The 26,708-nt window shown below is 48.0% G+C and carries 24 protein-coding genes; 6 read left to right on the top strand and 18 right to left on the bottom strand.

The annotated features are described in order from the left end of the window. Positions 1-550: 550 nt before the first annotated feature. The 7 genes from ABIE27_RS06945 to ABIE27_RS06915 all read right to left on the bottom strand — a co-directional run bounded on the left by ABIE27_RS06945 (position 551) and on the right by ABIE27_RS06915 (position 8,295). The gene (locus ABIE27_RS06945; protein ID WP_429350188.1) at positions 551-1,777 is read right to left on the bottom strand and encodes an FtsW/RodA/SpoVE family cell cycle protein; all 1,227 of its coding nucleotides are present in this window, start codon (positions 1,775-1,777) and stop codon (positions 551-553) included. Positions 1,778-2,034: 257 nt separating this feature from the next. Beyond that, positions 2,035-3,264 (bottom strand): FtsW/RodA/SpoVE family cell cycle protein, encoded by a 1,230-nt coding sequence (locus tag ABIE27_RS06940; protein ID WP_123065297.1) that lies wholly within the window; start codon positions 3,262-3,264, stop codon positions 2,035-2,037. An 86-nt stretch (positions 3,265-3,350) separates the two neighbouring features. Then, positions 3,351-4,235, bottom strand: a complete 885-nt coding sequence (gene prmC, locus ABIE27_RS06935; RefSeq protein ID WP_429350259.1) for a peptide chain release factor N(5)-glutamine methyltransferase — start codon at positions 4,233-4,235, stop codon at positions 3,351-3,353. 24 nt (positions 4,236-4,259) lie between these two features. After that, the gene (gene prfA, locus ABIE27_RS06930) at positions 4,260-5,327 is read right to left on the bottom strand and encodes a peptide chain release factor 1 (RefSeq protein WP_123065296.1); all 1,068 of its coding nucleotides are present in this window, start codon (positions 5,325-5,327) and stop codon (positions 4,260-4,262) included. A 441-nt stretch (positions 5,328-5,768) separates the two neighbouring features. Then, positions 5,769-6,368, bottom strand: coding sequence for an SUKH-4 family immunity protein (locus ABIE27_RS06925; RefSeq protein ID WP_429350187.1), 600 nt, complete (start codon positions 6,366-6,368; stop codon positions 5,769-5,771). 221 nt (positions 6,369-6,589) lie between these two features. Then, complete coding sequence (gene ychF, locus ABIE27_RS06920) at positions 6,590-7,690, bottom strand: redox-regulated ATPase YchF (RefSeq protein WP_123065294.1); 1,101 nt, start codon at positions 7,688-7,690, stop codon at positions 6,590-6,592. Positions 7,691-7,824: 134 nt separating this feature from the next. Beyond that, a complete protein-coding gene (locus ABIE27_RS06915) occupies positions 7,825-8,295 on the bottom strand; it encodes a GNAT family N-acetyltransferase (protein WP_429350186.1) in 471 nt (156 codons plus the stop codon). Positions 8,296-8,665: 370 nt separating this feature from the next. Here ABIE27_RS06915 and ABIE27_RS06910 point away from each other — a divergent pair, with 370 nt between their 5' ends. Next, positions 8,666-9,127 (top strand): hypothetical protein, encoded by a 462-nt coding sequence (locus ABIE27_RS06910; RefSeq protein ID WP_429350185.1) that lies wholly within the window; start codon positions 8,666-8,668, stop codon positions 9,125-9,127. Between the two features lie 88 nt (positions 9,128-9,215). On the opposite strand, the gene ABIE27_RS06905 is transcribed toward ABIE27_RS06910, so the two are convergent. From ABIE27_RS06905 to ABIE27_RS06855, 11 genes are all read right to left on the bottom strand, one after another. Beyond that, positions 9,216-9,386 carry an aspartyl-phosphate phosphatase Spo0E family protein gene (locus tag ABIE27_RS06905; protein WP_123065291.1) on the bottom strand — a complete coding sequence of 57 codons (171 nt, stop codon included), beginning with the start codon at positions 9,384-9,386 and terminating at the stop codon, positions 9,216-9,218. A gap of 269 nt (positions 9,387-9,655) precedes the next feature. Then, positions 9,656-10,969, bottom strand: a complete 1,314-nt coding sequence (locus tag ABIE27_RS06900; protein WP_429350184.1) for a transcriptional regulator — start codon at positions 10,967-10,969, stop codon at positions 9,656-9,658. Positions 10,970-11,475: 506 nt separating this feature from the next. Then, positions 11,476-12,543, bottom strand: coding sequence for a type 2 isopentenyl-diphosphate Delta-isomerase (fni, locus tag ABIE27_RS06895; protein ID WP_123065289.1), 1,068 nt, complete (start codon positions 12,541-12,543; stop codon positions 11,476-11,478). A gap of 540 nt (positions 12,544-13,083) precedes the next feature. After that, positions 13,084-14,604 carry a phytoene desaturase family protein gene (locus tag ABIE27_RS06890; RefSeq protein ID WP_429350258.1) on the bottom strand — a complete coding sequence of 507 codons (1,521 nt, stop codon included), beginning with the start codon at positions 14,602-14,604 and terminating at the stop codon, positions 13,084-13,086. Between the two features lie 125 nt (positions 14,605-14,729). Next, entirely contained in the window at positions 14,730-15,878 is a 1,149-nt protein-coding gene (locus tag ABIE27_RS06885; RefSeq protein ID WP_429350183.1) for a glycosyltransferase, read from the bottom strand. Positions 15,879-15,891: 13 nt separating this feature from the next. Beyond that, positions 15,892-16,665, bottom strand: coding sequence for a lysophospholipid acyltransferase family protein (locus ABIE27_RS06880; RefSeq protein ID WP_429350182.1), 774 nt, complete (start codon positions 16,663-16,665; stop codon positions 15,892-15,894). After that, a complete protein-coding gene (locus tag ABIE27_RS06875) occupies positions 16,634-17,401 on the bottom strand; it encodes a carotenoid biosynthesis protein (protein WP_429350181.1) in 768 nt (255 codons plus the stop codon). Before ABIE27_RS06875 ends, ABIE27_RS06880 begins: the two co-directional genes overlap by 32 nt. Beyond that, on the bottom strand, positions 17,401-18,273 hold the full coding sequence (locus ABIE27_RS06870; protein ID WP_123065286.1) for a phytoene/squalene synthase family protein: 873 nt from the start codon (positions 18,271-18,273) through the stop codon (positions 17,401-17,403). Before ABIE27_RS06870 ends, ABIE27_RS06875 begins: the two co-directional genes overlap by 1 nt. Beyond that, positions 18,270-19,733, bottom strand: a complete 1,464-nt coding sequence (locus tag ABIE27_RS06865; protein ID WP_429350180.1) for a phytoene desaturase family protein — start codon at positions 19,731-19,733, stop codon at positions 18,270-18,272. The genes ABIE27_RS06870 and ABIE27_RS06865 overlap by 4 nt, the downstream gene beginning before the upstream one ends. Beyond that, the gene (locus tag ABIE27_RS06860; RefSeq protein ID WP_429350179.1) at positions 19,730-21,280 is read right to left on the bottom strand and encodes a phytoene desaturase family protein; all 1,551 of its coding nucleotides are present in this window, start codon (positions 21,278-21,280) and stop codon (positions 19,730-19,732) included. Before ABIE27_RS06860 ends, ABIE27_RS06865 begins: the two co-directional genes overlap by 4 nt. 286 nt (positions 21,281-21,566) lie before the next feature. Continuing rightward, positions 21,567-22,496, bottom strand: a complete 930-nt coding sequence (locus tag ABIE27_RS06855) for a MerR family transcriptional regulator (RefSeq protein ID WP_123065283.1) — start codon at positions 22,494-22,496, stop codon at positions 21,567-21,569. 204 nt (positions 22,497-22,700) lie between these two features. Between ABIE27_RS06855 and ABIE27_RS06850 the strand changes: the two genes are divergently transcribed. From ABIE27_RS06850 to ABIE27_RS06830, 5 genes are all read left to right on the top strand, one after another. Beyond that, positions 22,701-24,197 carry a phospholipase D family protein gene (locus ABIE27_RS06850; protein ID WP_240036972.1) on the top strand — a complete coding sequence of 499 codons (1,497 nt, stop codon included), beginning with the start codon at positions 22,701-22,703 and terminating at the stop codon, positions 24,195-24,197. Between the two features lie 227 nt (positions 24,198-24,424). After that, positions 24,425-25,039: a TetR/AcrR family transcriptional regulator gene (locus tag ABIE27_RS06845; protein ID WP_123065282.1), complete on the top strand. Its 615-nt coding sequence runs from the start codon at positions 24,425-24,427 to the stop codon at positions 25,037-25,039. A gap of 5 nt (positions 25,040-25,044) precedes the next feature. Further along, positions 25,045-25,401: a DMT family transporter gene (locus tag ABIE27_RS06840; RefSeq protein WP_123065281.1), complete on the top strand. Its 357-nt coding sequence runs from the start codon at positions 25,045-25,047 to the stop codon at positions 25,399-25,401. Further along, positions 25,401-25,715, top strand: coding sequence for a DMT family transporter (locus ABIE27_RS06835; RefSeq protein WP_090922789.1), 315 nt, complete (start codon positions 25,401-25,403; stop codon positions 25,713-25,715). The genes ABIE27_RS06840 and ABIE27_RS06835 overlap by 1 nt, the downstream gene beginning before the upstream one ends. Positions 25,716-25,989: 274 nt before the next feature. Beyond that, positions 25,990-26,121 (top strand): hypothetical protein, encoded by a 132-nt coding sequence (locus ABIE27_RS06830; protein WP_275670044.1) that lies wholly within the window; start codon positions 25,990-25,992, stop codon positions 26,119-26,121. Positions 26,122-26,708 lie beyond the last annotated feature (587 nt).

Here is a 26,708-nt window from a genome sequence, read left to right as displayed (position 1 = left end):
TCAGTATGCCCGGTAGAGGAAGAAGTAAACCTAGTATAAGCCTGAAATCTATTAAATTTATTCATAGAAACGGATGAACCAGCTTCATAACAGGGCACAGAAATACAGAAACACAGACATACTCATTATCCCCGTCACGAAAAGAGCACCCTTATCAAATTCTTACTTATCTACTCTAAACGCTGCACACATGCAATCTCTTATGTAGCTCATTTGAACAATCCAGCCCCTCAATCCCTATAGATAAGAGGCGACCCCCGACTTATCCATAGACCTGCAAGCAACTCGTAAACATCCCTGAACAATTCTTCTTGGACATACAAAAAAAGCCTAGTATTCACTAAGCTTTCTTTGAGGACAGCAACGGATTAGAGTGCCGTTTTAATTTGAATTATACAGGTGGTGGATAACACTCTCTTGCATTTGATTACTATGTTTCATTTCCACATAGATTAGGCACAGTAAAACCGTTATTAACACGAGTAATACAGACACAATCTTTTGAAAATTATTCATCATGAATAATCCCTCCAACTCGTGAAAAACACAACTACATCGCGCTGTTCTCTTTTTTCTTTTTCAGTAGACTCCAAATCCGCTGTATCAACGACGGAGACTGTTCCTCCGGCAGCCATTCATCCTCGTCTTCATCACCATACAGCTTAATGCTCATCACCAGCCCAATACAGGCCATGTTGATCAGCAAAGACGTACCGCCATAACTAATAAATGGCAGCGTAATGCCCGTCAGCGGCATAAGGCCAAGAAATGCACCTACATTTTCAAACACCTGATAGAGCAGCATCCCGATAATGCCCACAATGATAATGGGCCCAGCCCGTTCTTTGCACTCCAGTGCGATCAATACCATCCGGTGGATAAGGATAAAATATAACAGGATTAACAGCGAAGCTCCGACAAAACCAAATTCTTCTGCCACCACCACAAAGATGGAATCCGAATACGTATAAGGCACACGTCCGCTTTGAACCGAGGTTCCTTCCAAAAATCCCTTGCCCGTAATTCCGCCCGATCCGATGGCAAGCCCTGCATTTTTCGTATGCCACATCGCTTTGGCTGTAGCTTTCTCGGGGACAAGCCACGGATCGATCCGTTCAGCCCAGTGTTCACGTTTAATCTTTTCCAGAAAGGTAAACACTTCGTCATGGTAGAAGGTGTACGATTTGATGAAACCAATAAAGAATGCACCCACAATCGTAAGCACGATTAACGCATGTTTCAGCTTCATATTGCCGATCCATAAAACGGAAACCAGAATAACCACATAACCGAGAGCGTTACCCAGGTCATTCTGTGCCATAACGAGTGCAAACGGAATAAACGTCCAGAGCCCAATCGGCACGACATCTCTCCAGAACCCGAGTTCCCCACGTTTACGCTTCACAATTAAATGGGCGAGGAACAGAACAAGGATCATTTTGAACAATTCTGCAGGTTGAAACGAAATGGTTTCGGTGATCTTCAGCCAACCATTCGCATTATTCACCGTACTTCCAACCACATTTGCCAATATTAGAAAAACAATGCCTATACCGTATAGTAGAAACGCATATTTCACGTACAACTTGTAATTAAACAAACCAATTCCAATGATTGCGATGAATCCGACCACATAGAAATAGATCGTTTTCACATGGTGATTGGCCAACTTGGGATCAAAGCGTGTTCCACTGTAAATCGCAAGTATACTTATAATCATTAACAACAACAGAACAAAAAGTATGACGCCATCCAGCTTCTTTACCATTTTCCACATGATGTTTGAATATCCCCCTAGTTCACACCTCGCGCTTTACCAATATTGATCAATATTACCATTGTACCTAATTGGATGGGAGAATGGAAATCCGGTTCACTTTAACTTTTACATGTGGTGTGGTTAACGTAATGATTTAAGTTCCTGCACAGAGGTTTGCCTGTAAAATAACCAAAAAACCTTGAAAGTCCGTTCCCCAGCAAATGCCGGGAAGAACGGTTCCAAGGTCGATCTGACTTCGTGTACGATAGTTCGATTCACTGTTCCGGTTGATCCTGCTGCACAGGTTTGCGTCTAAACAGCTTCATCACCAACTCTGAAATACTCGGTTGCTCCGCCGATCCCAGAATATCTTCGTTTTCCTCAGTATGCACCTTGATGCTCATCACAATGCCCATACTGATCATATTCAGCACGAGTGACGTACCCCCTGAGCTGATAAACGGCAACGTAATCCCCGTCAGTGGCATCAGTCCAATGAAGGGTCCAATGTTGACAAAGATCTGATAGAGCAACATGGCAATAATGCCTACGATAAGGTATGGCCCCGCTCGATCTTTACACTCCAATGCAATTAAAACCAACCGGTGGATCAGGATAAAATACAGGAGTAACAGCACGGAGGCGCCGATAAAACCAAACTCTTCTCCGATCTGAACAAAGATCGAATCGGCATACGCCAGTGGCACACGGTTGGATTGGATGGTTGTGCCTTCCATGTACCCTTTGCCCGTAATTCCGCCGGAACCGATAGCCAGCTTCGCATTATATGTCTGCCACAGCACATCCCGGGATGTCTGATCTGGCACAAGCCATGGGTCAAAACGATCCGCCCAGTGCGAACGGCCGATATCCTTAAGGAATTTCACGATCTCATCATGATAATGGATGTATGCCTGCGTGCCCCCGACAAATGCAGCTACAGCAATCATAAAACCGATTAATGCATGGGTAAACTTGATATTACCGATCCAGAGCAGACCAATCAGAATAATGATATAGCTCAGGGCGTTACCCAAGTCATTTTGTAGCAGCACAAGCAGCAAAGGCGGCAAAACGCACAGAGAAACCGGAATCACATCACGTCCAAAATACAAGGGCCGATTTTTCTTTCGAGCCAATAGGGCAGACAAAAAAACGATAAGACATAGTTTAAATAATTCAGCAGGCTGCAAGCTGACACCGAATACAGATAACCAGCCTTTGGCACCATAATATTCTTTACCAAAAAACATGACAAAGATCAGCAGCAGCATGCCCACGCCGTAGATATACAAATAGTTTTTAATAATGAATTTGTAGTTGATCATCGACATTCCGAAGAAAACGATGAAGCCCAGAATATAAAAGATAACTGCACTTCGTGTCAGACCTTCCAGCTTCGGACGACCAAACGTGGTGCTATAAATAGATAAAATGCTGATAACCATCAGGAGTATTAGAATAAAAACGATGGAGTAATCGATCTTTTTGAATTTGTGCAGCATGTAATTATGTTCCCCCAAGCATTCAGAAAATCTTCGGCATACCCCATTGTAGAGGATTTTACGGCAAAAAGAAAACTTAAGTTGCCTTACATTTTTGTCACCTGTTCCGAAGGTCGAACACCCAGGACATGCCGCTCAATTCCGGCAAGGTCGGGAACGATGATAATCTCCGGCCAGTGCCCCGCCGATTCCAGCAATGCCGCCACGTCCTGAGCCTGGCCCATGCCCAGCTCAAAACCGACAATCTGCGGTGGCGCAGGCAGCAGCTTCAGCTGCTCTACCATGATGCGGTACGGGGCGAGCCCGTCCGGACCGCCATCCAGCGCGAGGCGCGGCTCATGATCGCGCACCTCCTGCTGCAACCCGGCGATATCGTCCGCCGGGATGTAGGGCGGGTTGGACACCAGAATGTCCAACCGCTCCCCAGCGAACGGAGCAAGCAGATCGCCTTCGCGGAAGTCGATCTGCACGCCGTTCGCGGCCGCGTTGCGCGCGGCCACTTGCAGGGCATCCGCCGAGAGATCCCCGGCGGCCACCTGCCACTGCGGGCGAAGCGAAGCCATCGTTACCGCGATGGTGCCGCTGCCCGTGCCAATATCGACGGCGCGCACCGCACCGCCGGCAAACACGCGGTCTGCTGCGCGTAGCACAGCCTCGACCAGCAGCTCGGTCTCCGGCCGCGGAATCAGCACGGCCGGCGTGACCTCGAACGGCAGCCCGTAAAATTCCTGGCTGCCGATAATGTATTGCGCCGGCTCACCCGCGGCCTTGCGCGTGACGGCGTCTTCCCAGCGGCTGCGCAGCTCGCTGGGGAACGGCTCCGGCTGCATCATGTAATACTGGGCGCCATAGACGCCCAGCACATGCTCCAGCAGCAGCCGTGCATTGTTATGCGGCTCGTACACGCCGCACTTCTCCAAAAAAGAGGAAGCCTCTACGAAGGCTTCCCGGCAACTCTGCTCCGGCGTCATTACAAATTGTCCGCCCGTCACAGATTATTCTCCTCTGTCCATCATCTCGGTCTGCTGAGCAATCGTCAGTGCAGACAAGATATCTTCAATCTCACCGTTCATGATTTGATCCAGCTTGTGCATCGTCAGGCCGATGCGGTGATCGGTTACACGGCTTTGCGGGAAGTTGTACGTACGAATCCGCTCACTGCGGTCACCCGTTCCCACTTTGCTTTTGCGCTCTACGGAAATTTTCGCTTCTTCTTCCATACGTTTCATATCAAAGATACGTGTACGCAAAACTTGCAACGCTTTTTCTTTGTTGGAGTTCTGGGATTTCCCATCCTGACATGTTGCTACGATACCTGTAGGTACGTGAGTTACCCGTACTGCCGATTTCGTTGTGTTAACCGATTGTCCACCGGCACCACTGGAACAGAACGTATCCACACGAATGTCTTTATCATGAATTTCGATATCAAAATCTTCCGCTTCCGGCATTACGGCTACGGTTGAAGTCGATGTATGAATCCGTCCACCGGATTCCGTTGTCGGGATACGTTGCACACGGTGTGCGCCGCTCTCGTATTTCATTTTGCTATACGCGCCGCGTCCGTTGATCATGAATACAACCTCTTTGAACCCACCGAGGTCATTCGTGTTCACATCCATCAGCTCGACTTTCCAGCCCTGAGCATCCGCATAACGGGTATACATCCGGTACAGATCCGCCGCAAACAATGCCGCTTCATCTCCACCAGCCGCGCCGCGAATTTCCACAATAACGTTTTTGTCGTCATTCGGATCTTTGGGCAGCATGAGTACACGAATCAGATCATCCAGTTCTTTCTGGCGAGCGGACAATTCTTCAATCTCCATTTTGACCATCTCGCGCATCTCATCATCCAGCTTCTCGCCTTGCATTTCCTTCGCCGCTTCCAAATCCTCGCTTACCTGTTTGTACTCATTGTACGCATCGTATGTCGGCTGAAGATCGGATTGCTCCTTCGAATATTCACGCAGCTTTTTGTTATCACTAGCTACATCCGGGTCACACAAAAGCTCGCTCAGCTTGTCATAACGATCGGCCAATGCCTGCAATTTATCCAACATGTATAGTCACCTCACGTTTTATTTTGTCTTTGCACATGCCCGTCTTTCATAACGATCCCACATGTACATTTGCTGTATATATCTATCATTCAAAATTCCACAAACCACAGGATTCTCTGAATCCCCTGACCGCAGCATCTCATTCGAATTCCGTGTTATATGATCGACGTATAACCTCGCTACAACGTCATCAAATCCTTTACTTTTAAAGTGATATAAAGAAATCGCCTACCTCCTGAAGACCGCCGCCTCATCTTATCGATTACAACGAATAGTTCATCATGGGTATACGACTCTTAATTATAGCATATTCTTATGCCTCTGAACAGCAATAGTTCATGGTGCAAACATGAATATTGTTACGTAAAACCACAAAGCCACAAGAAATATTTGCAACTTAGCCTTCATCACCCCTGGAAACAGCCTTCCTTGTCAGCGTCGCTAGAGCAATTCGTCCTCCAACTGCTCCAGCACAACACTCCACCACGTTTCCTCATCAATCATACTTACAGGGTCTTGTTCTGTATAAAATAAACGGAGTAGCTTCACCGCATCATCTCTTCCAGATTGCTCACTTTGCGGTAAACGAGGTTTAATCTCTCCGCGTCGAAATGCTTCCAGCTTCGCTTGCGCTTGTTCCAGTGTCATGACAGTGGGTTCATAGGCTTTGGAGTACTCCTGTACGATTGCCGTGTACCTGCTCAGAAACGCCAGAAACAGATGGAGACTGCTGTTCATTACATCATACTCTTCGGTCTGCACATCTACTCTATACAGTATGCCCGTTCCAGCTTCCACCCCAAGAATGGCCGTCTGCTCATCCCATTCATAACCGATGGGTAACAGCATTTTGAGATCATCCGATGTCCTCATCAACCCCATATCCGGCAACGAGTTGAACCTAATACCAAGTACATCTTCACCGTCCAACGTGGGCTGTGACAAGCCAGAATGAAGCAGTAACTCCTGCGTTTCTTCGGATAAATTTGCTTTTTCTACAAGCAGAGGATCGTATCGAATACACCGGGACGTTATATCCACTCTTGCCACCTCCTCCAAGGGTACTTCTTTCTTTTATTATATCCATCAAGGGTAAACAATCCAGTGAAAACGTAATCGAACTTGCATAAACTGACCTGTCGTTTCGGAGTGAAATGCAAACAAAAACAGCACTATTCCCCCGCTAAAGAGAGTAGTGCTGTTCTTTATTTTAACCGGTAAGCCTCTGAAGGCTGACCCGTCTTTAATCTCGCTTTTTAAAATTACACGTTGAAACGGAAATGCATAACGTCGCCGTCATTCACCACGTACTCTTTACCTTCCAGACGCAGTTGACCGCGCTCTTTGGCACCGTTCATGGAGCCCGCAGCAACCAGATCGTCATAAGAAACAACCTCTGCACGGATGAATCCGCGTTCGAAGTCCGTGTGAATAACACCCGCTGCGCCAGGCGCTTTTGTTCCTTTACGGATGGTCCATGCACGAACCTCTTGTACACCCGCTGTAAAGTACGTATACAATCCGAGCAATTTATAAGCTGCTTTGATGAGCAGGTTCAGACCGGAATCCTCGATACCGAGCTCTTCCAGGAACATTTGTTTATCTTCGCCTTCCAGTTCGGAGATTTCTTCCTCCACTTTTGCACTGATCGGCACCACTTCGGCATTTTCAGCAGCTGCGAACTCTCTTACCTTTTGCACATATGCATTGTTCGCTACATCACCAATTTCGTCTTCAGCCACATTGGCCGCATACAGAACGGGTTTCAGCGTAAGCAAGTGCAGGTCACGTACAATCAGACGCTCTTCGTCTGTCAGCTCCATGCTGCGTGCCGGCTTGTCTTCATAAAGGACCGCTTTGACTTTCTCCAATACTTCCACTTCTTGAGCAGCCGTTTTGTTGCCACCCTTCATGTTTTTCTTGGAACGGTCGATTTTTTTCTCAACACTCTCGATATCTGCCAGGATCAACTCCAGGTTAATCGTCTGAATGTCACTTACAGGATCAATCTTGCCATCGACGTGAGTGATGTTCTCGTCCACAAAGCAACGTACAACGTGCACAATCGCATCCACTTCACGGATGTGGGCAAGAAACTTGTTACCCAGGCCTTCACCTTTGCTCGCTCCGCGCACCAGACCGGCGATATCAACAAACTCAAATGCGGTAGGCACTGTTTTTTTCGGTACAACGAGTTCTGTCAATTTGTCCAAACGCTCGTCTGGTACTTCGACGATCCCCACGTTCGGGTCAATCGTACAAAATGGATAGTTTGCCGACTCGGCACCTGCTTGTGTAATTGCATTAAACAACGTAGATTTTCCGACGTTCGGAAGCCCCACTATTCCTGCTTTCAAAGCCATGTATATGACAACTCCTCATTCATTACTTGTTCGGTATGGATAATCCTATCCATTATATATGACAAACCCCAAGGCATCAAGGAACTTCGCCGATTCACCCGCAGCCATCTCCTTCTTCAAATCCCTGGTTCATGCTAGCCTTTGATTTCCTTGTACATCGTCAAGTCCGTCACTTCATAACCCATCTTGCGATACAGGCTGCTTGCCCGCTCATTATGTCCAAACACATGCAGCCCAATGCGATTCACCCCAAGACTTCTCGCGGTCTTTTCGAGTGCATTCATCGTTTCTGTACCGTACCCTTTGCCGCGATATGCTTCTTCCACCACGATATCCAGCAGAAAGGCTTCTTTCCCCCGGCGATTCTCCGTAATGTTAAACCAGATGTATCCTACAATGCCGTCCACCGGATGCACCAGATTAAACACATATGCCCCTGGAGTCTCTAACCCTTCCGGCAGATAACGCTCATACGATTCCTCTGCCTGTCCTAGCGCCTCCTCCGGCGCCCACGTTCCTGCTTCTACTTTTTCCTGTGCAAAATCTTCAATTGAACGGCTGCGGAAACTCGCAAATTGTTCTTTATTCATTGGAGACAGTTCCATGTTATTTCCTCCTGATCTAGGTGTGGTCACTTCGGTGTGAATGTTAGGATGATCTACAATTATCTTTATGTACAGTTCAAGAACCGCCTCAAAGCACCGCATTGCATGAATCTCATCAAATGAACCCTATTCCAGGCACCTCAACTTTTTATTATCTTGAGCACTCATCCTATTCGACTTCACACGTTCCAAACATATATCCTGTTGATCTGCCGTTTCTCCTTCGTATCACCTTCGTAATTATACCTTATTCATTGAACATACACTGTAAAATAATGCTCCTGCACCAACTTTTGCATGCATTCCTGCGTTTATATCTTTAATACGAGACACCCGTATAAAACAATCGAATTGAAAGGACGGTTTAACCATGCACACCAAACCACGTCGTCCCTTTTCCAAAATAAAAATAATGATTGCCCTTGGCCTGTTCCTTGCACTGGGCACCATTGTAGTGATGAGTTTTCTAAATGCCATCGATCCGTTCCGCAAACTCAGAATTACAATTGATAATCAGTCAGACTATGACATTACTCAGATTAAGACAGGCATAACGAATTGGAAGCAACCCATTCTCGATTCGAGCACAGCAGATAAAAAAGAAGATTCCGACCTGCTCTATACCTTTAGCGAAGAAATCGTTAGCGGAAAAAAAATTAAGTATACTCCAAAATTGCATTTTTTAGGCGAAAGTTCCGTCTACGTCATATTTAAGGACAGTCGCGGCAATACCTATACAAAAACAGCCTGTGGATATACAGAATCTGTGTCAGGAACTTCCCTCATCACGATAACTAACGAGAATGTGACTGTGAAGGAAAATTGTACTTAAATTGAATGTTTCTCTTTCTACACATCCACTTATGTTAAAATAGAAGGGCGAGCGACCGGCCAAAGTTTCTCGCCCAGAGGTCGATGGATTACTCCATCGGCTTTATCCTTTTAACATGATTGTACATATTAATAAGTTCATCCAGCACCATAGATTGGCGGATCACCTGAGGGTGAAGAAGCTCGCCGTACTCCGTCTTTAATTGGTGGAGTCTCTCCCTTGCTTCTTCGATCCGCAGTTTGAGTTCGTCTCGCTCCATAACACCCCTCCCTGCTGTATTATTTTAGAACATCCTGCTAATTAGCAAAAATTCAAATAAACTCCAACAGTGAAAACGACAAAAAAACACCCTTTTCTGAAACACCTTTTGACAATCTAAGCAACTGTCTGTATAAGGAATTTCAAAGCGGAGGATGCATCAGAGTGCAACGAGCCTAATCTATTTTGACCTTAGGGGATAGCACCTAGCCTATACTTACATGTGGATACGTTACTCAGCCTTATCTATTGTCTACTTTTTGTACCCTTTCATCGTTCCGGACTGTACAATCTCTGTATCTTCTCAATAAGCAACTCGGCGCTAGGCTTGACCCCTAGTCCAGTGACGACGTACTGCAAATCATCAAACAGGCCTAGACAATCGAGAAGTCCATCTTTATTCATGTTTTCAATCGCAAATTCCATGCCTTGACGAATATAAGCTACGCCTCTGTCATAGTGGTTATTTCTTAAATAATACGTACCTAACCCTGCAAGCAAAATACCATATTGATCATTGGTGTATTGTTTGCTCATTTTTCCGAAGCAACTGCTCTGTTCCTCGTAATCCAGATGAGATTGATACTGCTCAAGTACATCGTCAATATTGACATTATATCGATTTGCTGCGGTCACAATTGCGCATAGTGCAGGAAATATTTCTTTTTTTCGGTCAGAGATATACGTTAAATATTCTGGAATCAACTCTGTTTCACCTGACAGCAATCTGAAATAGTAGTTATTTCCTTCTGACCAATCCTGAAACTGAAGAATCACCATCTTTTCCTCTTCTGTAGGATCTTTGATCCAGCTGTAATCAGCATATTTTGAGACATACTGAAGCGTTTCTTCATATTTCCCATGTTGATAACTGACCTCAGCAAGAGCAAGATACGAATACAAAGCATAATACACAATCTTCTTTTTCGTTTTAGTCTCCACTTCTCGTAATGTTTTCTTGGCGTCATATTGAATAAAAGCTTTGATCTGTAACTGGTCGGCAAATTCTTTCACTTTGCCCCAGCGGCGCAAGGATGCATACACATTGATCAGTTCATTCAGCGCATCGAATTGATATTGCTCATCAAGACGTTCTACAAATAGTTCGAATCGTGTGGCTAGCGTAAGATTATGAACCTGGTCATTCGAAAGTCCTATCGAAAACAGACGATATTGGCATAAAGCCAGACGTTCCGAATGTTGCAATTTCTCACTTTCAGCGACACAGCGGTACAACGGTTTACAAGCCTCCATCTTGCCTTCGCTATGCAGCTGCTCTGCCAATTCAAACAACATAGGTATGTAGGAAAGGTTATCCATCACATAGTTCACCGCTGTCTCCATATGTGTTATATGGCCTAGCTCTGCACAACGATATAGAAAAGGTCTAAGCCTTCTCCAATCCAGATTAGAGTCCACTAAATATTCATTTATGTACAGTTCATATAATTCGCCTTCAGGCATCCCAATGCCAGCCGTAATGCGATCCAATTGATTTAACCCGATTGGACGATTTCCTTTCAACGTGCCGCTCAATGTCCCGGAATTCACGCCAGAAATCTCGGAAAAGCGATTGATGGTCATTCGATTCCTTTTTAAAAAATGTTCTAAATGGTCACGAATTGTAGTTTTTTCGCTCAACGGGACACCGCCTTCCCAAGAAATAAAGCTTAATGCGATCATACAATATTTTGGTAAGTATCATCAATATTTTACTTGTAAATATTTTACTTTAATATACAAAAAAAACCGCCCCATACCAGTTGAGCGGATTTAGAACGATCAGCGATTGCTACGATGGGACTCCACGAATTCTAACGATCACCAGCGACGCTATTTGCCCCTTCTTGGTCACTTTGAGATTCTAACGATCACCAGGGAGCTTATTTACTTGAAAAGCCACGTTTTTCGCCCACTTTTGAAGGTTTTCACACAAATAGCGCTTCTGGTGATCGTTAGATTTATAAACACCTCAAAAAGCGCAGAATAAGGTTCTGTGGGATCGTTAGAGCTACTGAACCGATACAAACACACCGCTCACTAACCTTCGTTCCTCCACTCCGACTCCTCGGCGTCCCCGTCCACCAACATTACCGCCGCTCAACCAGACGTTCTGTCCGTTTCACATCTGCAACGCTGCCTGCGCCGATGCCAAACATGACGGTGCGTAGCTCGAATTCGACCTGCTCTAGCCGTTCGGACAGCGCTTCGTCGGAGGTGACGGCGGATTCGAGCAAAGAGCGACCAAAACCTGCGAGGTCGGCACCGAGCGCGAGGGCTTTGGCGGCATCCACGCCAGTATACAGTCCGCCGCTACCGATCATCGCCCCATCGGGGTTCAGCGCGCGCACGTCCTGGATGCATTCAGCCGTTGGAATGCCCCAATCGGCAAAAGCTTCCGCAGCCGCCCGGCGTACCGGGTTATTGTTACGATACTTCTCCACCTGTACCCAGCTTGTCCCGCCCGCACCAGCCACATCGATGAAGGCTACGCCCGCTTCGTATAGTCGCTGTGCCGTCACGCCATCGATGCCAAAACCAACTTCCTTGACACCAACAGGCACTTCCAGCTCACGACACAATTTCTCGATTCGTTGGTACAGACCACTGAAGTTCGTATTGCCTTCGGGCTGGAATACTTCCTGCAGCGTGTTCAGATGCAGCACGAGCAGATCTGCGCCGGCGATATCCACGGCACGCTGGAAATCAGCTGTGCTGAAGCCGTAGTTCAGCTGAACCGCGCCCAGGTTCGCGATGACCGGGATGTCCGGTGCCCAGCGGCGGACATCAAATGTGCTTGCGAGTTCCGGCTGCTCCACCGCAGCCCGGATCGAGCCTACGCCGAGCGCCCAGCCTCTGGCGTTGGCTACCCTTGCCAGGCGTTCATTGATGGCGCCTGTCGTTTTGCTTCCACCCGTCATCGAACTGATGAGCAAGGGTGTACGCATTTTTTTACCAAGGAACGAAGTGTCCAGATGAACCTCTTCAAAGTCCAGCTCCGGCAGCGGATGATGACGAAACGCATACTTCTCCAATCCGCTCGTTATGCCTTCTCCTGCCACATTCTCCTCCAGACAGAGGCGCACGTGCTCCAGCTTCCGTTCCCCCGTTGCCACTTCGGGCAGCAGCCGTTTGCCGGCTCGCTCTTGTTCGTTCATGATGAGACCTCCTATGTGAGAATGATGTGCAGGATAGGCTTGTTTGCGTTGTTTTGCTTCATACTCCCTACCCCATGCTGAGTTGCTCTGTAACTCTTGTTTCTATGTAAATGCGGTGCAATGGACTAGTGGCAATCACTCATCGTCCTATCTACTCACGCCTATCCAATAAATCATCCTGTGTCGCTAACCGCTCGGCTTATCCATTCGGTTCTTAGACAAACCCTATAGGGTAGCGCCCATCAATGGACAACTCTATCTAGTATACCGTTCCTCTCAACCTAATGAAAGGACACTCCAAAACCCCATGATCTCAAACATGAACTCATTAGAGTTTTGGAGCAGCTATTTGCTTTATTAAAGCTCGGATCAACTATGCTGCATTGTTAGTCCTTGCAACCCTTGTTCTCATTCAGTCAAACAATGGAGCAGCTATTGTATTTCATTAGAGTCTTGCAACACCTCGTTCTGCCTCATTAAATTCATTGAATTGATTAAAAGAATCGAGGTTCGGCACACCTGCCCTCCACGTACCCTGCCCTACCTCCCCAGCTCGGCTGCAAGTTGCTCCCCCACAAGCTGTCCGGACAACGTAACAATCGGGGTTCCGCCGCCAGGGTGGGTTGTGCCGCCAACGTACCAGAGCCCTTGAACATCTTTGCTCTGATTGCCTGGCCGCATGAAAGTCTGTTTCACCGAATTGGAGGAAATGCCATAGATCGACCCTTGATGAGCAAGAGTATCCCGTTCAATATGTCGCGGTGTATAAAAAATTAACACTTCCGATTGCATCAACCCGCCAATACCACGCGCCTCCAATTGCTCCAGCACAAACTCACCGTAACGATACTTCTGCTCTTCCCAGTTCCACGCTTGAGACAAATATGGCGCGTTCACCAGAATGAACAGATTGCTGGCTCCTTCTGGAGCCATGCCTGCTTCGGAGTAACCGGAGTAACAGATGTATATCGTTGGATCGGAAGGCATCCTGCGGTCACGGAAAATATCATCAAACTCCGGCTTGTACTGTTCTGGAAAAAAGACCGTGTGATGCAACAACTGATCGTATTTCCTGCGTACCCCGGCCAGGGTGACAAAGCCTGAAATGGACGGTTCATATTTTGCAATCCGGGCATCACTCATTCGTTTCCGATGCTCCGGCGCGAGCAGTAGCCTGTTTACACTAAGCACATCTCCGTTAGCCACAACCTGCTCTGCTTCCATAAAGCCCCGATCCGTATCCATGCCGACCACCTTGCCATGCCGAACCGCGATCTGGTGTACCTCTACCCCCGTCATAATCTGCACGCCTTTTTCCTGCGCGAGCCGGGTCATGCCTTCAATCAGCTGATACGTTCCGCCTTTGACCCCATAGACGCCTACCTCTGCTTCCACATGACCCATCATGGCAAAAATGGAGGGAGAGAGATACGGCGATGACCCTACATATGTAGCGTACCGCCCGAACATCGCGAGTGTATGCGGATGGCTGAAATACTTGCGCAGCAGGTTATCCAGCCTGACCGTAGGCCGCACCCGAAGCAGACTGCGCAGCATCTGGAAGTTGTATTTATCAGACGGGTTCAGCAGCAGTTTGCCGAGAAAATGACGATTAGCCTCCGCATACAATGCAGCAGACTCATCCATAAACGCATCATAACGCAAGGCATCCTCTGGACTGTACACAGCAATCTGCTCTTTCATCCAGCCGCGATTTCTAGACAGATCGACCACCGTTCCATCCGCAAAAACATTACGTGTCCGAGGTTCCAGCTCGTACAGCTGCACATAGTTCTCCATCACCACTCCCGCCTGATCAAAAACAGAGCGAAACGCATCCGGCATCGTAATCGTGCTCGGCCCGCGGTCAAAATGATAACCGTCCTGCTGGATCTGCTGCAGCTTGCCGCCCACATGCGCCTGGCGCTCCAGAATCGTTACCCGCAAGCCAGCCGTAGCAAGGCGAATCGCACAGGAAAGACCTCCGAAGCCTGCCCCGATTATAATGACATCCTGTTTTAAGTTCCCACTTGAAGCTTCCCCTTGGTGCCAGGTGTGCATTTCCGTTCCTTTTTCCAGCGTTGTCCCCGTCCCTGTACTACCTCCCGTGATACCTCGACCTGTCTCTGTACCTTTGCCTTTCCCTGCACCTTCCGAACCTTCACCATTTCCTTGTACACTCTGCATCAGCTATACCGCCTGCCTTTCCATACGTACCCTTTACCAGATCGACCTGCCTGCCATGAGGCTAGACCAATAGCAATCACACAAGCCATACTGATTGGTTGCAAAAGAGCAAGCCACCACGGCTGACCTCCGATATGATCGGATACCCGTTTTACAGCCATGCCAAGCAACATGCCTATGAAACCATACAGAAATGACGTTTCGTTGCCCGTTAATAGCCCTATAACCAGACCCAGTGGCGGCACGATATACATAACAAAATACATTAGCATCGTACCCAGCAACAGCACGTCTTTGCGCCCCATGCCTTCATACATATTTTTCTTATATCCGTTCCATACCTCTGCACCGTTCTGATACATTCGTGTACTCGTCACATCGTGGACATCTGCAAGCATGACGGGATGACCCGCACGTTTCACCGCTTTGGCGAGACTCATGTCATCCACCAGATGCCCTTGAATCGCTGCATGACCGCCGGATGCTTCATAACTTGTTCGATGAATAAGCAAAAAAGCCCCCGTAGCGGCGACAAACATTGGACTGGCTGACCTGCGTATCATGAAAATAGGCAAATGACTGATGATCGTAAACATCATCATCGGCACGACAAGCTTTTCCATCCAGGTCTTCGCAACCTGATACGGGAAGCCGGTAAGCAGCCCGCCGCCCTGCGCACACCCGGCAGCAAGTGTATGCCGAATGGCATCCGGCTTGACCCGGACGTCTGCATCCACGAACATAAACCAGTCTCCTTGCGCTTCCTGAACCAATCGGTTACAGGCATGGGATTTACCCATCCAACCCGCAGGCAGCTCCGTACCACGCAGCAAACGTACACGTGAATCTCGATCAGCCATCGCCTGAACCAAAGCGGCAGTTTCATCTTCGGAGCGGTCGTCCAGTACAAGTACCTCCATGCGGAACCCATTCGTTTGGCTGGCAAGCACACTGTGCAAACATTCTTCAATATGTATTCGTTCATTTCGCGCGGGAATCAATACCGAAACAAGCTGATCGGGCGGCACGATGTTCCCCTTACGGAATGATCGTACTTTGGGAAGGCAAGAGGCATTCCACACCGCAAAGAGCAGTTGCAGCAGCAACCCTCCCACCAGACACATCCACAATATCTCAGATGCATTCATACTCTCATTCATGTTATCGGTTCACCCGCTTTCGTGCCTCATCATATTTTTCGCTAGTGGAACGCATGCCCCGAATCAATGACCTTGCATCTGGCAGACTTCCTTGTCCAAGTCGAATCAACGTTGCTCTATGATCATTCAGTTGTTGCTCCAGCACATGTCCCAGCCGCTCTGCAATCTCTTCGCTCTTCCACACGTTCCAATCTTCCACGATCGGCGGGCCAGCCTTCATTGAGATTTCAGGCAGGTCATGCTGAACCATGCCATGACATAAGGTGACCGGCACGGCAATAGCCTGCGGAAAACGACGAAGCACGAGTCCAATGCCCGGACGGAACTGAATCGGCCGAGCCTCCTGATGTAGAATTTCACCCTGCGGGAATATCCAGACCCTTTTGCCAGCAGCCAGCAACTCATTCGTATATTGCAACGATGTCCGAACACCAGATGCACTGTCCTTGTTGATTGAATACGCTCCGAGTTTGCGAAAAAAAGCATACTGCCGAAGCTGCCGCTCCTCCATCATCACATAATGATCCCCGCGTGAAGTTTGCTTCGCCGCATGATACAGCAACAGACCATCCCACCACGAGCTATGGTTCATGAAATAGACAACGGGCTGTTCCGGCGCCATAGGCTCCATCCCGCCCATGCCGTTGCCATCCATCATCTGCGGGTCAAGGGAACCCGAGAGCGTGAAAGAACGAAAGCGTCTGCGCAGCAGATAATAATGGTTGTACAGCGAGAACACCCGGTCAAACGCTTTGGACTTTACGGCGCGAATCATACAGCCAGCTCCCCTCGGCAAGCAGTACACCTGCGATGGCAATGATGAAGCTGCCTGTTATGCCTTCTTCTAGCGCAAGCAGGCCGAACAGAAGGATAAACAGTTGGTACAGCCATTTTGCCCGTAGCAGGGAACGTCGATCCTTCGGCATGGCCGGCAAAAAGAGAGACAGAAATGCACCCATAATGAACCAACTGATGTAGTTTGTCCACGGGACACCGTAAAATCCGCCCGGTGCTTGCCATTCCCAGAATCCCCTTGCATGAGCGACAGGGTCAAGCACGAAATCGAGCACAATTGCCCAAAATCCCGTCTTGATTGCCCGTACCAACTTACCACCCCAAGTCGATCCACCGCCGCTAATCAGCGCCGAGTTGCCAACGACTGCGATCCAGGCGAATCCAAGTGTTACCGGTACACTGAACAGATGGATGCCAAAGAAGTCGGAATAGGCATACTCGCCAAAAGGCCAGTGTGTATGTACACCGATCCATTCCACACCCATACCGCCCAGCCAGATGATAAAGGACGATATCCAGAGGCCGGGCCGTAGCCACTTGACTGACTGGTCGGACAGGTCAGATCGGCGATGTTGCTGATATATAAGGTCAAGCACATACAACGAGTAGAACACTAGAAATAGCCCATTAGAGAAGGATAACGCCTCAGGCACACCAATTGTAAGCATTAGGATAGCACCAATGGCGTACCATACCCAGTACACCCACTGAACCATCAGGATACCGCCATTCGGGAAGCTTGATACGCCAGCATCGGATAACGTTTCACAATCGCACCCAGCATCTCCAGTTTCAATTCATCGCTGACATACGCTCGTTTCGTGTACACATCGTAGTCGTTACGCTCCACGACGTGCAGGATAGTTGAATAGAAGGCCGCGGCTAACTCAATCGAAAAGGCACTCTCAACCGGATAGGTGTCCAGACGATCCATGCCGATCCTGAACCAGTTAAGCGCTGCAGCTTTCAAATCCTGAATGATAGCAATAAATCGGTCATCCACAATACCGTCTTCCCAGTCCTGTTCGGAGTAACCGTGTCTCTCCATGATCTCCAGCGGTACATAGCGGCGCATTCTGGCCCGGTCTTCTCCTACGTCTCGAATAATGTTCACAATCTGCATGCCTTTGCCCAGCGCAATGCCGTTCATCGCCACTTCTGCGCCGTTATCATTACGCAGCACAGGCAGCAACATCTCACCAACAGTTCCGGCAACCAGATAACAATAGTGTTCCAGCTGTTCCAGTGTTGTATAGTGGGTCACTTCCAGATCGGTTAATTGTCCCTCCATCTGACGAAAAAACGGACCTTTGTCCAGATGGGGAAAACTGCCGAACAGCCATCTCAGTGCCGGCCAGATAAAATGTCCCTCGGCTTCTTCGAGATGTTCAAATAAATCACGAATCTCATGAATCGTATATGTCGATTGCTCCGGCTCATCCACACTGTCGTCAATCATGCGGCAAAACGCATAGATGACATATACCGCTTCGCGGCGGGGACTCGGCAGGCCCTTAAATGCCTGATAAAAAGACGAGGAACCCTTCTGCATCAACTCTTCACACCTGCTCAAAATTGCTTCGTTCATTTCCCCATCTCCTTCATGAGTTGATTGACAGCCATCCTAGCGCCCTGCATCACAATAGGCACGCCGCCTCCTGGATGTACCGAAGCCCCGGCAGCGTACAAGCCTTGTATCTTCGGAAACGGCTTGGGCTGCGGGCGATATACTCCTGACTGAAACAGGACAGGAGCAATGCCAAAGCTTCCTCCACCATAAAGACCATCACGCGCGGCGTCAGCAGGTGTACGTACCTTTTTCCATTGCAGCGCTGCACGTAAACCCGGGAATCCCCGCCGCTCCGCCTCTTCCAGCACACGTTCTGCCAGTGCCTCACTCTCGTGTTCCCAGTTCACGCCTTCTGCATCCGGTACCGGAATGAGGAAATACAGTACACTCTGTCCCGGAGGTGCAGCTGTCTCGTCCACCGCAGCCGGGTTGAATACGTAAAATGATGGCTTCGCCGGAATACGGCGCTCGTTGAACACTTGGCGTAAGCTACCATCCAGGCTTGGTGGCAGGAAAAACTGATGCGTTGTGGCCTCCTCCCACCTTTTGTCTGCTCCGGCATAGATCAGCACGCACCCCGATGAAGGGCGATAGGGCTTGCGTTTCACGGGTATTTCCGGCACCTGCTTCAGTAGCCCATTCAAGTTCGGAAAATCCCCGTTATAGATCACGGCATCCACCTTTTCAGCACCGTCAGCCGTTTCAATTCCTTCGCACACTCCATTACTTATCTTCAATCCAGTAACTTCTGTATTCAGCTTGATCTTGCCGCCGCGAGAGAGCAGTTCCTGCTCCAGAATAGCGGGCAGAGCCGCATATCCGCCCTTCACCATCCAGATGCCATACTCGTGCTCGGCGTAAGGAAGCAATGAATAAATGCCCGGCGTACCAAAGGGTGACCCACCGATATACAAGCTTTGCAGCGAATAGGCATCCAGCAATTCTTCATGTTCAAAGTAATCCCCTACAGCCTTCCGCACACTCTTGTGTGCACGCAGCTTGCCCATAAGCGACATGAGCGAAGGGGTGAAGAAATCTCGTTTGCGCGGAAACATCTGTTCCAGAAACGCCGCTCGGCCTGCGGGAAACAACGTGTCCATATCCTTCATAAACCTGTTGAAGCCCCTGCCTTCTCCCGGGAATAACCTTTCAATCTCGGCGGTCTGCTCCGCCCGGTCTGTCTTCTTGGTCATGACACGTCCGCTGTGGTAGTGCACCCGGTATAACGGGTCACAGCGCAACAGCTCGACTTTGGAGCGATCGACACCCGCCTCTTCCAGAATGCCCAGCAGCATCTCGGGCAGCAGTACAATGGTCGGCCCCTGATCAATCCGGTACTCGCCTTCCTGTTCAAAAGCAATCCGGCCACCCACGCGGGAGCCCCGCTCGTACACCGTAACATCCCATCCCTGACGGTTCAGCAGCAGAGCTGAGGTCAGTCCCCCAATCCCTGCACCTACAACAGCAGCTCGTTTCATGAGTGGCCTCCAGCTTCCGCTGTTTTCACATAAGAGGATGGTTTCGTACGTCTTCGCGCATCCTCTTCCTGAATGAGTCTCACGCTGATTCGTGCGGATTCAAAAATAGTCGGTAAACCGCTGCCTGGATGCGTTCCTCCACCAACCAGCCAGGCATGCTCCAATTCCTCGAACTGATTGTGCGGCCTGAGATACATCATCTGACCCAGGTTATGTGCCATATTAAACGTTGCTCCCTGGTATACATCCAGCTCATTTTGCCAATCCAGCGGTGTAAACATCATGCATTCTTCAATCCGCCCACGGATGTCTGCCAGCTCAGGGATCGCTTCAAGCCGCTTCAACATCGATTCCTGTACCTTCGCTCGTTCAGCCTCCCAGTCGATGTCTCCTGTAAGGTTTGGTGTCGGCATCAGTACATAAAGTGCAGATTTTCCTGCTGGTGCGAGTGTCGGATCGAGTCTGGATGGGTTATGAACATATAGAGACGGATCAGCGGATAATATTTTGTGCTTCGTAATCTCATCCACATTCACCCGGTAATCTTCTGGAAAATAGATGGAGTGATGCGGCAGATCAATCTCGCCGTCTACGCCTAGATACAACATCGCTGTAGAACAGGAATACTTTTTGCGTTTCATTTTCTCAGGTGTGTACTTCTTCAGTACGCCAGGTTCGAACAAATGGTTCACTGCATGGGCAAAATCGGCATTGACTACGACATGATCGGCTTCGATCCGTTCTCCGTTTTCAAGCAGTACACCCTCGGCGCGACCATCACGAACAATAACCTGCTTCACAGGTGTACTCGTGTGAATACGTCCGCCATTCTCCTCAACGACATCGGCCATCGCCTGGAATACCCGATTCACGCCGCCGATCGGATGGAACAGTCCATATTGGTGTTCGATAAACGACAATATCGTAAATGTTCCCGGACAATCCCATGCGGACATCCCCAAATATTTGGACTGGAATGTAAAGGCCCAACGCAGGCGTTCGTCGGTAAAGTACCGGGAAAGAATGCCGTAAACCGTATTATTTATATCAAGTTTAGGTAGAGCCGTAATCGCATCTTTACGTAAATAATCGGTGAGCTTGCCAAACGGACGGCGGAGCAGTGGCATCACTTTGCCAAACTTTACTTCTTCGTCCCGCATGTACCGGAGGTAATTCTCTTCATTGCCGGGGAACAGCTCTTTGATCTGCGCTGCTGTATCCTCCCGATTGCGTGAAGGCGTGAACACCTTATCTCCAAAGTTCAAAGCGTACAGCGGGGTCAGTTCTTTCATATCTACATAATCCGACAGCTTGCGTCCGACCACATCAAACATCTCTTCAATCAACTGAGGCATCATCAAAAAGGTAGCCCCGCGGTCAAACTTGTATTCACCAAGCTCCAGACGGGAAGATCGTCCGCCAATGGCTGGCTGTTTCTCGTATACATCGACCTCGTATCCCTGACCGGACAGTAACATGGCTGCCGCGAGTCCACCCGGGCCTGCGCCAATGACAGCTGCACGTTTGCGTTGTTGATTCGGTATCATGCCACTCACCTTTCTATGTAGGGAATATCTCTAGTTCTTAAGCCCCTAACCTATTATTAAACCGCATTGAAACACTTCAAGCGGGTAAACTAAAAAACATTATACAAATGGTGTACAAATATTATACGACAAGTAAAACATAAAATGACCCACGGGTCAAATTAATCATCTTTTCTATGTATGGATATATAAAAAAACATCCCTTGATCATTGGATCAAAGGATGTCCGCTATGTTATGAATCTATTCCCGCATTATCTGCTTTATGTGTGATTGCTATACAATCATTATCCCGCACCTGGTGGGCGATCCGTAAAATATTCCCGTTCAATCCAAGACTGCCAGTCTGCCGAATCTTCAGGCATAATCCACTCTGGGTAACGAGCATGCTTCGCACGTTCAAACCCTTTGCCGCCCAGCACAAAACGGATATGAGGAAACTCGTCCTGAATCCGCCCAATCAACTGGTCACAGGCTTCTACAAGCTCAGGGCTCGTGATCGATAGGCAAACCAGTTTGATTTTCTGCTCACGGAGAATTGGAAATACCCCTTCTTCCGGTGTATTGGCTCCGAGATACAGGACTTCCGCTCCATTTTTGCGCATAAATAAAGAGAACAACAATAAACCAACCTGATGATGCTCCCCTTCCGGACAGAGAGCAAGTACTTTGGGTAGATGCGGATAGATCGGGAACAGATGGAAAAACTGATAAAAGCGCTGGGAGATCAATTGAGTCATGAAATGCTCCTGCGCTACCGTTGCACGTCCTGCTTCCCATGCGTCTCCGACCCGAACCAAGATTGGAACAAGCACATGGTAGAACATGCTGTCATATCCGTACATCGTGAAACCAAAATCAATCAAACCGTTGGCACGCTCGCCCTGAAAATGATAGAGGGAGTCATAGATCTGATCAGCCATCTGTGCATAAGCCTCTTCCATCACGGGTACCGGGGGCACCATCGGCGCAGGTGAAGAAGACTCGGGCCGTTTGGCTTTACTAATCTTCAACATGCGTACGGCCTCGGAAATATTGGCCTGATGCTGATCAATCTGCTCCTTCAGCCAACGCAGATCCGCCACATTCTCTTCCGTATACATGCGATAACCCGACTCTGTCCGCTCAGGGGTGACTGCATTATACCGATTTTCCCAAGCCCGGAGCGTGACCGCCTGAATGCCCAGCATGGCAACGACTTGTTTGATGGAATACACGTGATTACCTACTTTCTCTCCATAAACGTTCTACAAAAATAATACGTTCATTATACACAACGGCCTTGCACCTGTCGATGAACACGCCCAAATTGTGGAACCAGCTTGTCATAAACATCCTTCAAGGGCTCCTGCGTCAACATCGCGGCACCTGTGGTAATAAACGTCAGCAAGCATAGACAGATAGAAAGGGGGAGTCCAGCCTTGTTCTCATTACGCCGTCATACCTCTAACCGCAAAACTTCTCGCAGCAAATTCCCATACATACGTACAGCATTGGCAGTAATGATCCTTTGGCTTATTGCTGTTATGCTCTATCAGACCTATAAACCCCTGCCGCCAGGGATCTCCTATGAGAGCCCGGAATACCGGGTGAAAAACGTGCAGTTTCTGCATGATCTCACGTATCCATCTGCCGATGGACAGATGCAGCATGAACAGCAGATTTTCCAGCGGATGCTTCAGGTAGTTGAGGATGCCGAGCAGTTTGTCGTTGTAGATATGTTTCTGTTCAACAACTACCAGCACAAGGGACAGAACTTTCCACCTGTCAGTCAGGAGTTTACGGATGCACTCGTAGGCAAAAAAATGCAGCATCCCGACATGGACATCTGGTTCATTACCGATGAGGTGAACACCAACTATAACTCGGCCCCCAATCCGCTGCTGGAACAGATGAAACAGGCTAACATTCATGTCGTCGTCACGAATGATGCTCCACTGAGGGATTCTACACCGGTGTATTCTGCGGTCTGGCGTACGTTTTTCCAATGGTTCGGTCAGTCAGGGAAAGGTTGGATTCCTAACCTGATGGCGACCGATGGCCCGGATGTTACGGTGAGATCTTACCTGAAATTACTCAATGTGAAGGCAAATCACCGCAAGGTTGTTGTCAGCGAAAAAACCGCTATCGTGTCATCAGGCAACATTCATGATCCAAGTGCATATCACTCCAATATTGGATTTGAGATTACTGGCCCGATTATTGGGGATATCCTTCAATCGGAGCAAGCTGTTGTGGACATATCCGGAGGAGGTCAACTCCCCGACTATACCGAAACTTCCAAGGCCTTCCCATCCGGGAAATCGAGTGAAAATGATGGGCCTATTCGCCTTCGTTATGTGACCGAAGGCAAAGTCAATGATGCCTTGCTCGATGAGTTAAGCCAGGTCGGGAAAGGGGATACCCTATGGATGGGAATGTTCTATATCGCTTCACCGAAAGTACTGGAAGCATTGCTGGATGCCTCAGAGCGAGGAACGGACATTCGGCTTGTGCTCGATCCTAATGAAAATGCCTTTGGTCAGGAGAAAATCGGCATTCCCAATCGTCCCGTAGCAGCCGAATTACATGATAAATCGAACGGCAAAATCCAGATTCGTTGGTACAACACGACCAAAGAGCAATACCATACCAAAATGATGTATATCGCGAAGGCTAACGGAGATCATATCGTGCTCGGTGGATCAACCAACTTCACTCCCCGGAATCTGAATGACTACAATCTAGAGAACAATGTGTGGATTGCAGCTCCGGCAGACAACAAGTTTACGTTAGACGTTGCGAATTATTTCAAGCGCATTTGGACAAACGAGGATGCTGAATTCACTCTGAATCTGGAAGAATTCCAGGAGAAGACCACCTTCTTGAAAGGCATTCTGTATAAACTGCAGCTCATTCTTGGGTTTACAACATTCTAATTGACGTATTTATTTCCGCTTGAATGAAGGCCCGTTTTTGGTAAATGATTCGTTCAGCCTATACAGTGACTCCAGATCACAACTTAACCCATACATCCATTTAACTAAATGCATCCGTCTGTAATCTTTATGTGCGGCGGGTGTATTTTGTGATTGCTGTTCTGTCTTGACAGAGGATGTAATGTGTGAAAAGATGTTACCTAACGACCGTTAGGAAGGTGAATATAATGACTGGTTATTCTATCCGGGATGCGGCCCTGTTTCATTTTGCTAGAGACGGTTATGAAGGGGCTTCGCTAAGAGCGATAGCTGATGAAGTGGGGATTAAGAAACCCTCTATATATGCGCATTTCAGTTGTAAAGAAGACTTGTTTATGCACACGCTTGAGTATGCATTTGACGAAGTGCGGCGACATACCTTGGAGTATTTCCGCGACCACGCCCACCTGCCACTGGAAGAACGGTTGCGAGGGTTGCTCACGTGGTTCGAGCAGGAGTATCAGGATCATGCCTCTGCCAGGTTGATGTTGCGCAATTGTTATTATCCACCTCCCGATCTGTACAGCCAGGTGATGGATCTGGTGTATCCATTTCTGGACGGCATGGAGCGTACATTGTCTCGGCTGTTGCAGCGAGCGATTCGCGGGGGGGATGTTCCACCTATTCCTGCCGAGCAGGCCGCCATTGCTTTTATGACCTTTCTCGATGGCATTACGGTTGAAATTATCTATGGAAGCTCACGTCGGTACAAGAGACGGCTGGATGCGTCCTGGCCCGTCTTTTGGAATGGTATACACAGCTTGAATGAACAGGCACGCCCTATTGTGACAGAAGGAGATTGAACATCATGAACCGCAACTGGTTATACGTTTTTGTAGGAGGCATCATTGAAATTGTCTGGGTTAGCGGACTTAAACATGCCTCGAATGCTTGGGAATGGGCATTGACGGGACTCGCCATATTTATCAGCTTTGGCCTGATTATTGCTGCTGCCAAAAGACTGCCCGTGGGTACGGTCTATGCCGTGTTTACCGGGATCGGCACAGCTGGTACGGTGTTGACCGAAATGCTGCTGTTCGGCGAGCCGTTCCGTCTGGCTAAAATGCTGCTGATTGGACTGTTGCTCTGTGGCGTCATCGGACTGAAGCTGGTCACCGATCAGCAGGAAAGCCAGAAACCCCAAGTTAAAGGAGGTGCCGTCTGATGGCTTGGCTTGCTATAGTAGGTGCTGGGATATGTGAAATATTTGGAGTCATCGGCATCAATGGAGCTTCTACGCGTAAGGGTTGGCCTTACATTGTCCTGATGCTGGTATCGTTTGTATTCAGCTTCTCGCTGTTATCTTACGCTATGACATCTATCCCTATGGGCACAGCCTACGCGGTATGGACAGGAATTGGTACAGTAGGAAGTACGGTGACGGGCATGCTTCTATTTGGTGAACGGAAAGAAGCGAAGCGGCTGCTGTTCATTGCAATGATTTTGGTAGCAGCAGTAGGATTGAAAATCATTACGTAATGTAATGAATACCATTCAACATAATGGATGTAATTTAACACTAAGAAAGGCGACTTCATTCAGGGAGTCGTCTTTTTTGTGTACGATTGCTTAAGTGCGATTGTGTAGATACATTTATGGAGATAGGTTTGTGGAGATAGGTTTGTTTAGGTTCTTTTATGCAGGTACAAATTTTGGGCGAAATGTTTTAAGTACAACAGGTAATTTGGGGTATAATGTAATATAAAAAATAGTCTTGCCATTAAGCTGATGGGAATGAAGGAGGGTAATTTTTATGAAAAAATGGTTGGTACGTATCGGCGCATATACCGGTTATTCGTTCCTGATCGCACTGGCACTCTTCTATCTCTTCTTCCTGGCAGTGATTATCATGCTCGCTATATACGATTTCCAGGGAGGAACATAGTCTGCTTCTCTGTCTTTCCTTTCATCTTCTCTTCCGTTTACTTGCTCTTTTTGCTTAGACTCGCAATGCTTTGCTTGGATTTTCATTTATTCCTTTTTTATTTTTTAATTTCTTTTATTGAGACTGTACTATATCTTCTTTCTATATCTTCTTTAATTACTCTAATCTATTTTAATTACATTGGTTTACTTTCATTTCTTTCTGTTTGCGCTCTCCTTCGCTTTCGCCCCACTTCCTTTTCTTCTTTTCTTTTCTTCTGTTCTTCTTTTCTTTACTTCTATACTTCTATACTTCTATACTTCTATACTTCTATACTTCTGTACTTCACTTTACTTCTATACTTCACTTTACTTTACTTTACTTACCCTTTCTTGTTTTTCTGTTTTGCTTGGCTTACTTCCCTTCATTCGATATTCCTTCATTTGTTCTCTCTTTTCCTTTCCTTTCCGAAGTAGCGCGGTGCATGCATTTTAATTCTAACGATCACCAGTAACGCTATTTGGGCCAAATTACAAGTTTTATATTTCTAACGATCACAGGAGAGCTTATTTAAGGATTTTGATGCGAAAGTGCACGTTTAACTTGTG

This window comes from Paenibacillus sp. 4624 (assembly GCF_050435065.1).
Lineage (GTDB): Bacteria > Bacillota > Bacilli > Paenibacillales > Paenibacillaceae > Paenibacillus > Paenibacillus amylolyticus_D.
Note: the sequence above shows the minus strand (reverse complement) of the source record. Positions and strands in the feature narration are given on the sequence as shown.

What these genes read in the sequence shown, in the direction of transcription:
- ABIE27_RS06945 (WP_429350188.1), bottom strand. Translation starts at nt 1,777, where the DNA reads ATGTGGAAAATGGTAAAGAAGCTGGATGGCGTCATACTTTTTGTTCTG.
- ABIE27_RS06940 (WP_123065297.1), bottom strand. Translation starts at nt 3,264, where the DNA reads ATGCTGCACAAATTCAAAAAGATCGATTACTCCATCGTTTTTATTCTA.
- prmC (WP_429350259.1), bottom strand. Translation starts at nt 4,235, where the DNA reads ATGACGCCGGAGCAGAGTTGCCGGGAAGCCTTCGTAGAGGCTTCCTCT.
- prfA (WP_123065296.1), bottom strand. Translation starts at nt 5,327, where the DNA reads ATGTTGGATAAATTGCAGGCATTGGCCGATCGTTATGACAAGCTGAGC.
- ychF (WP_123065294.1), bottom strand. Translation starts at nt 7,690, where the DNA reads ATGGCTTTGAAAGCAGGAATAGTGGGGCTTCCGAACGTCGGAAAATCT.
- ABIE27_RS06915 (WP_429350186.1), bottom strand. Translation starts at nt 8,295, where the DNA reads ATGGAACTGTCTCCAATGAATAAAGAACAATTTGCGAGTTTCCGCAGC.
- ABIE27_RS06910 (WP_429350185.1), top strand. Translation starts at nt 8,666, where the DNA reads ATGCACACCAAACCACGTCGTCCCTTTTCCAAAATAAAAATAATGATT.
- ABIE27_RS06905 (WP_123065291.1), bottom strand. Translation starts at nt 9,386, where the DNA reads ATGGAGCGAGACGAACTCAAACTGCGGATCGAAGAAGCAAGGGAGAGA.
- ABIE27_RS06900 (WP_429350184.1), bottom strand. Translation starts at nt 10,969, where the DNA reads ATGACCATCAATCGCTTTTCCGAGATTTCTGGCGTGAATTCCGGGACA.
- fni (WP_123065289.1), bottom strand. Translation starts at nt 12,543, where the DNA reads ATGAACGAACAAGAGCGAGCCGGCAAACGGCTGCTGCCCGAAGTGGCA.
- ABIE27_RS06890 (WP_429350258.1), bottom strand. Translation starts at nt 14,604, where the DNA reads ATGCACACCTGGCACCAAGGGGAAGCTTCAAGTGGGAACTTAAAACAG.
- ABIE27_RS06885 (WP_429350183.1), bottom strand. Translation starts at nt 15,878, where the DNA reads ATGAATGCATCTGAGATATTGTGGATGTGTCTGGTGGGAGGGTTGCTG.
- ABIE27_RS06880 (WP_429350182.1), bottom strand. Translation starts at nt 16,665, where the DNA reads ATGATTCGCGCCGTAAAGTCCAAAGCGTTTGACCGGGTGTTCTCGCTG.
- ABIE27_RS06875 (WP_429350181.1), bottom strand. Translation starts at nt 17,401, where the DNA reads ATGGTTCAGTGGGTGTACTGGGTATGGTACGCCATTGGTGCTATCCTA.
- ABIE27_RS06870 (WP_123065286.1), bottom strand. Translation starts at nt 18,273, where the DNA reads ATGAACGAAGCAATTTTGAGCAGGTGTGAAGAGTTGATGCAGAAGGGT.
- ABIE27_RS06865 (WP_429350180.1), bottom strand. Translation starts at nt 19,733, where the DNA reads ATGAAACGAGCTGCTGTTGTAGGTGCAGGGATTGGGGGACTGACCTCA.
- ABIE27_RS06860 (WP_429350179.1), bottom strand. Translation starts at nt 21,280, where the DNA reads ATGATACCGAATCAACAACGCAAACGTGCAGCTGTCATTGGCGCAGGC.
- ABIE27_RS06845 (WP_123065282.1), top strand. Translation starts at nt 24,425, where the DNA reads ATGACTGGTTATTCTATCCGGGATGCGGCCCTGTTTCATTTTGCTAGA.
- ABIE27_RS06840 (WP_123065281.1), top strand. Translation starts at nt 25,045, where the DNA reads ATGAACCGCAACTGGTTATACGTTTTTGTAGGAGGCATCATTGAAATT.
- ABIE27_RS06835 (WP_090922789.1), top strand. Translation starts at nt 25,401, where the DNA reads ATGGCTTGGCTTGCTATAGTAGGTGCTGGGATATGTGAAATATTTGGA.
- ABIE27_RS06830 (WP_275670044.1), top strand. Translation starts at nt 25,990, where the DNA reads ATGAAAAAATGGTTGGTACGTATCGGCGCATATACCGGTTATTCGTTC.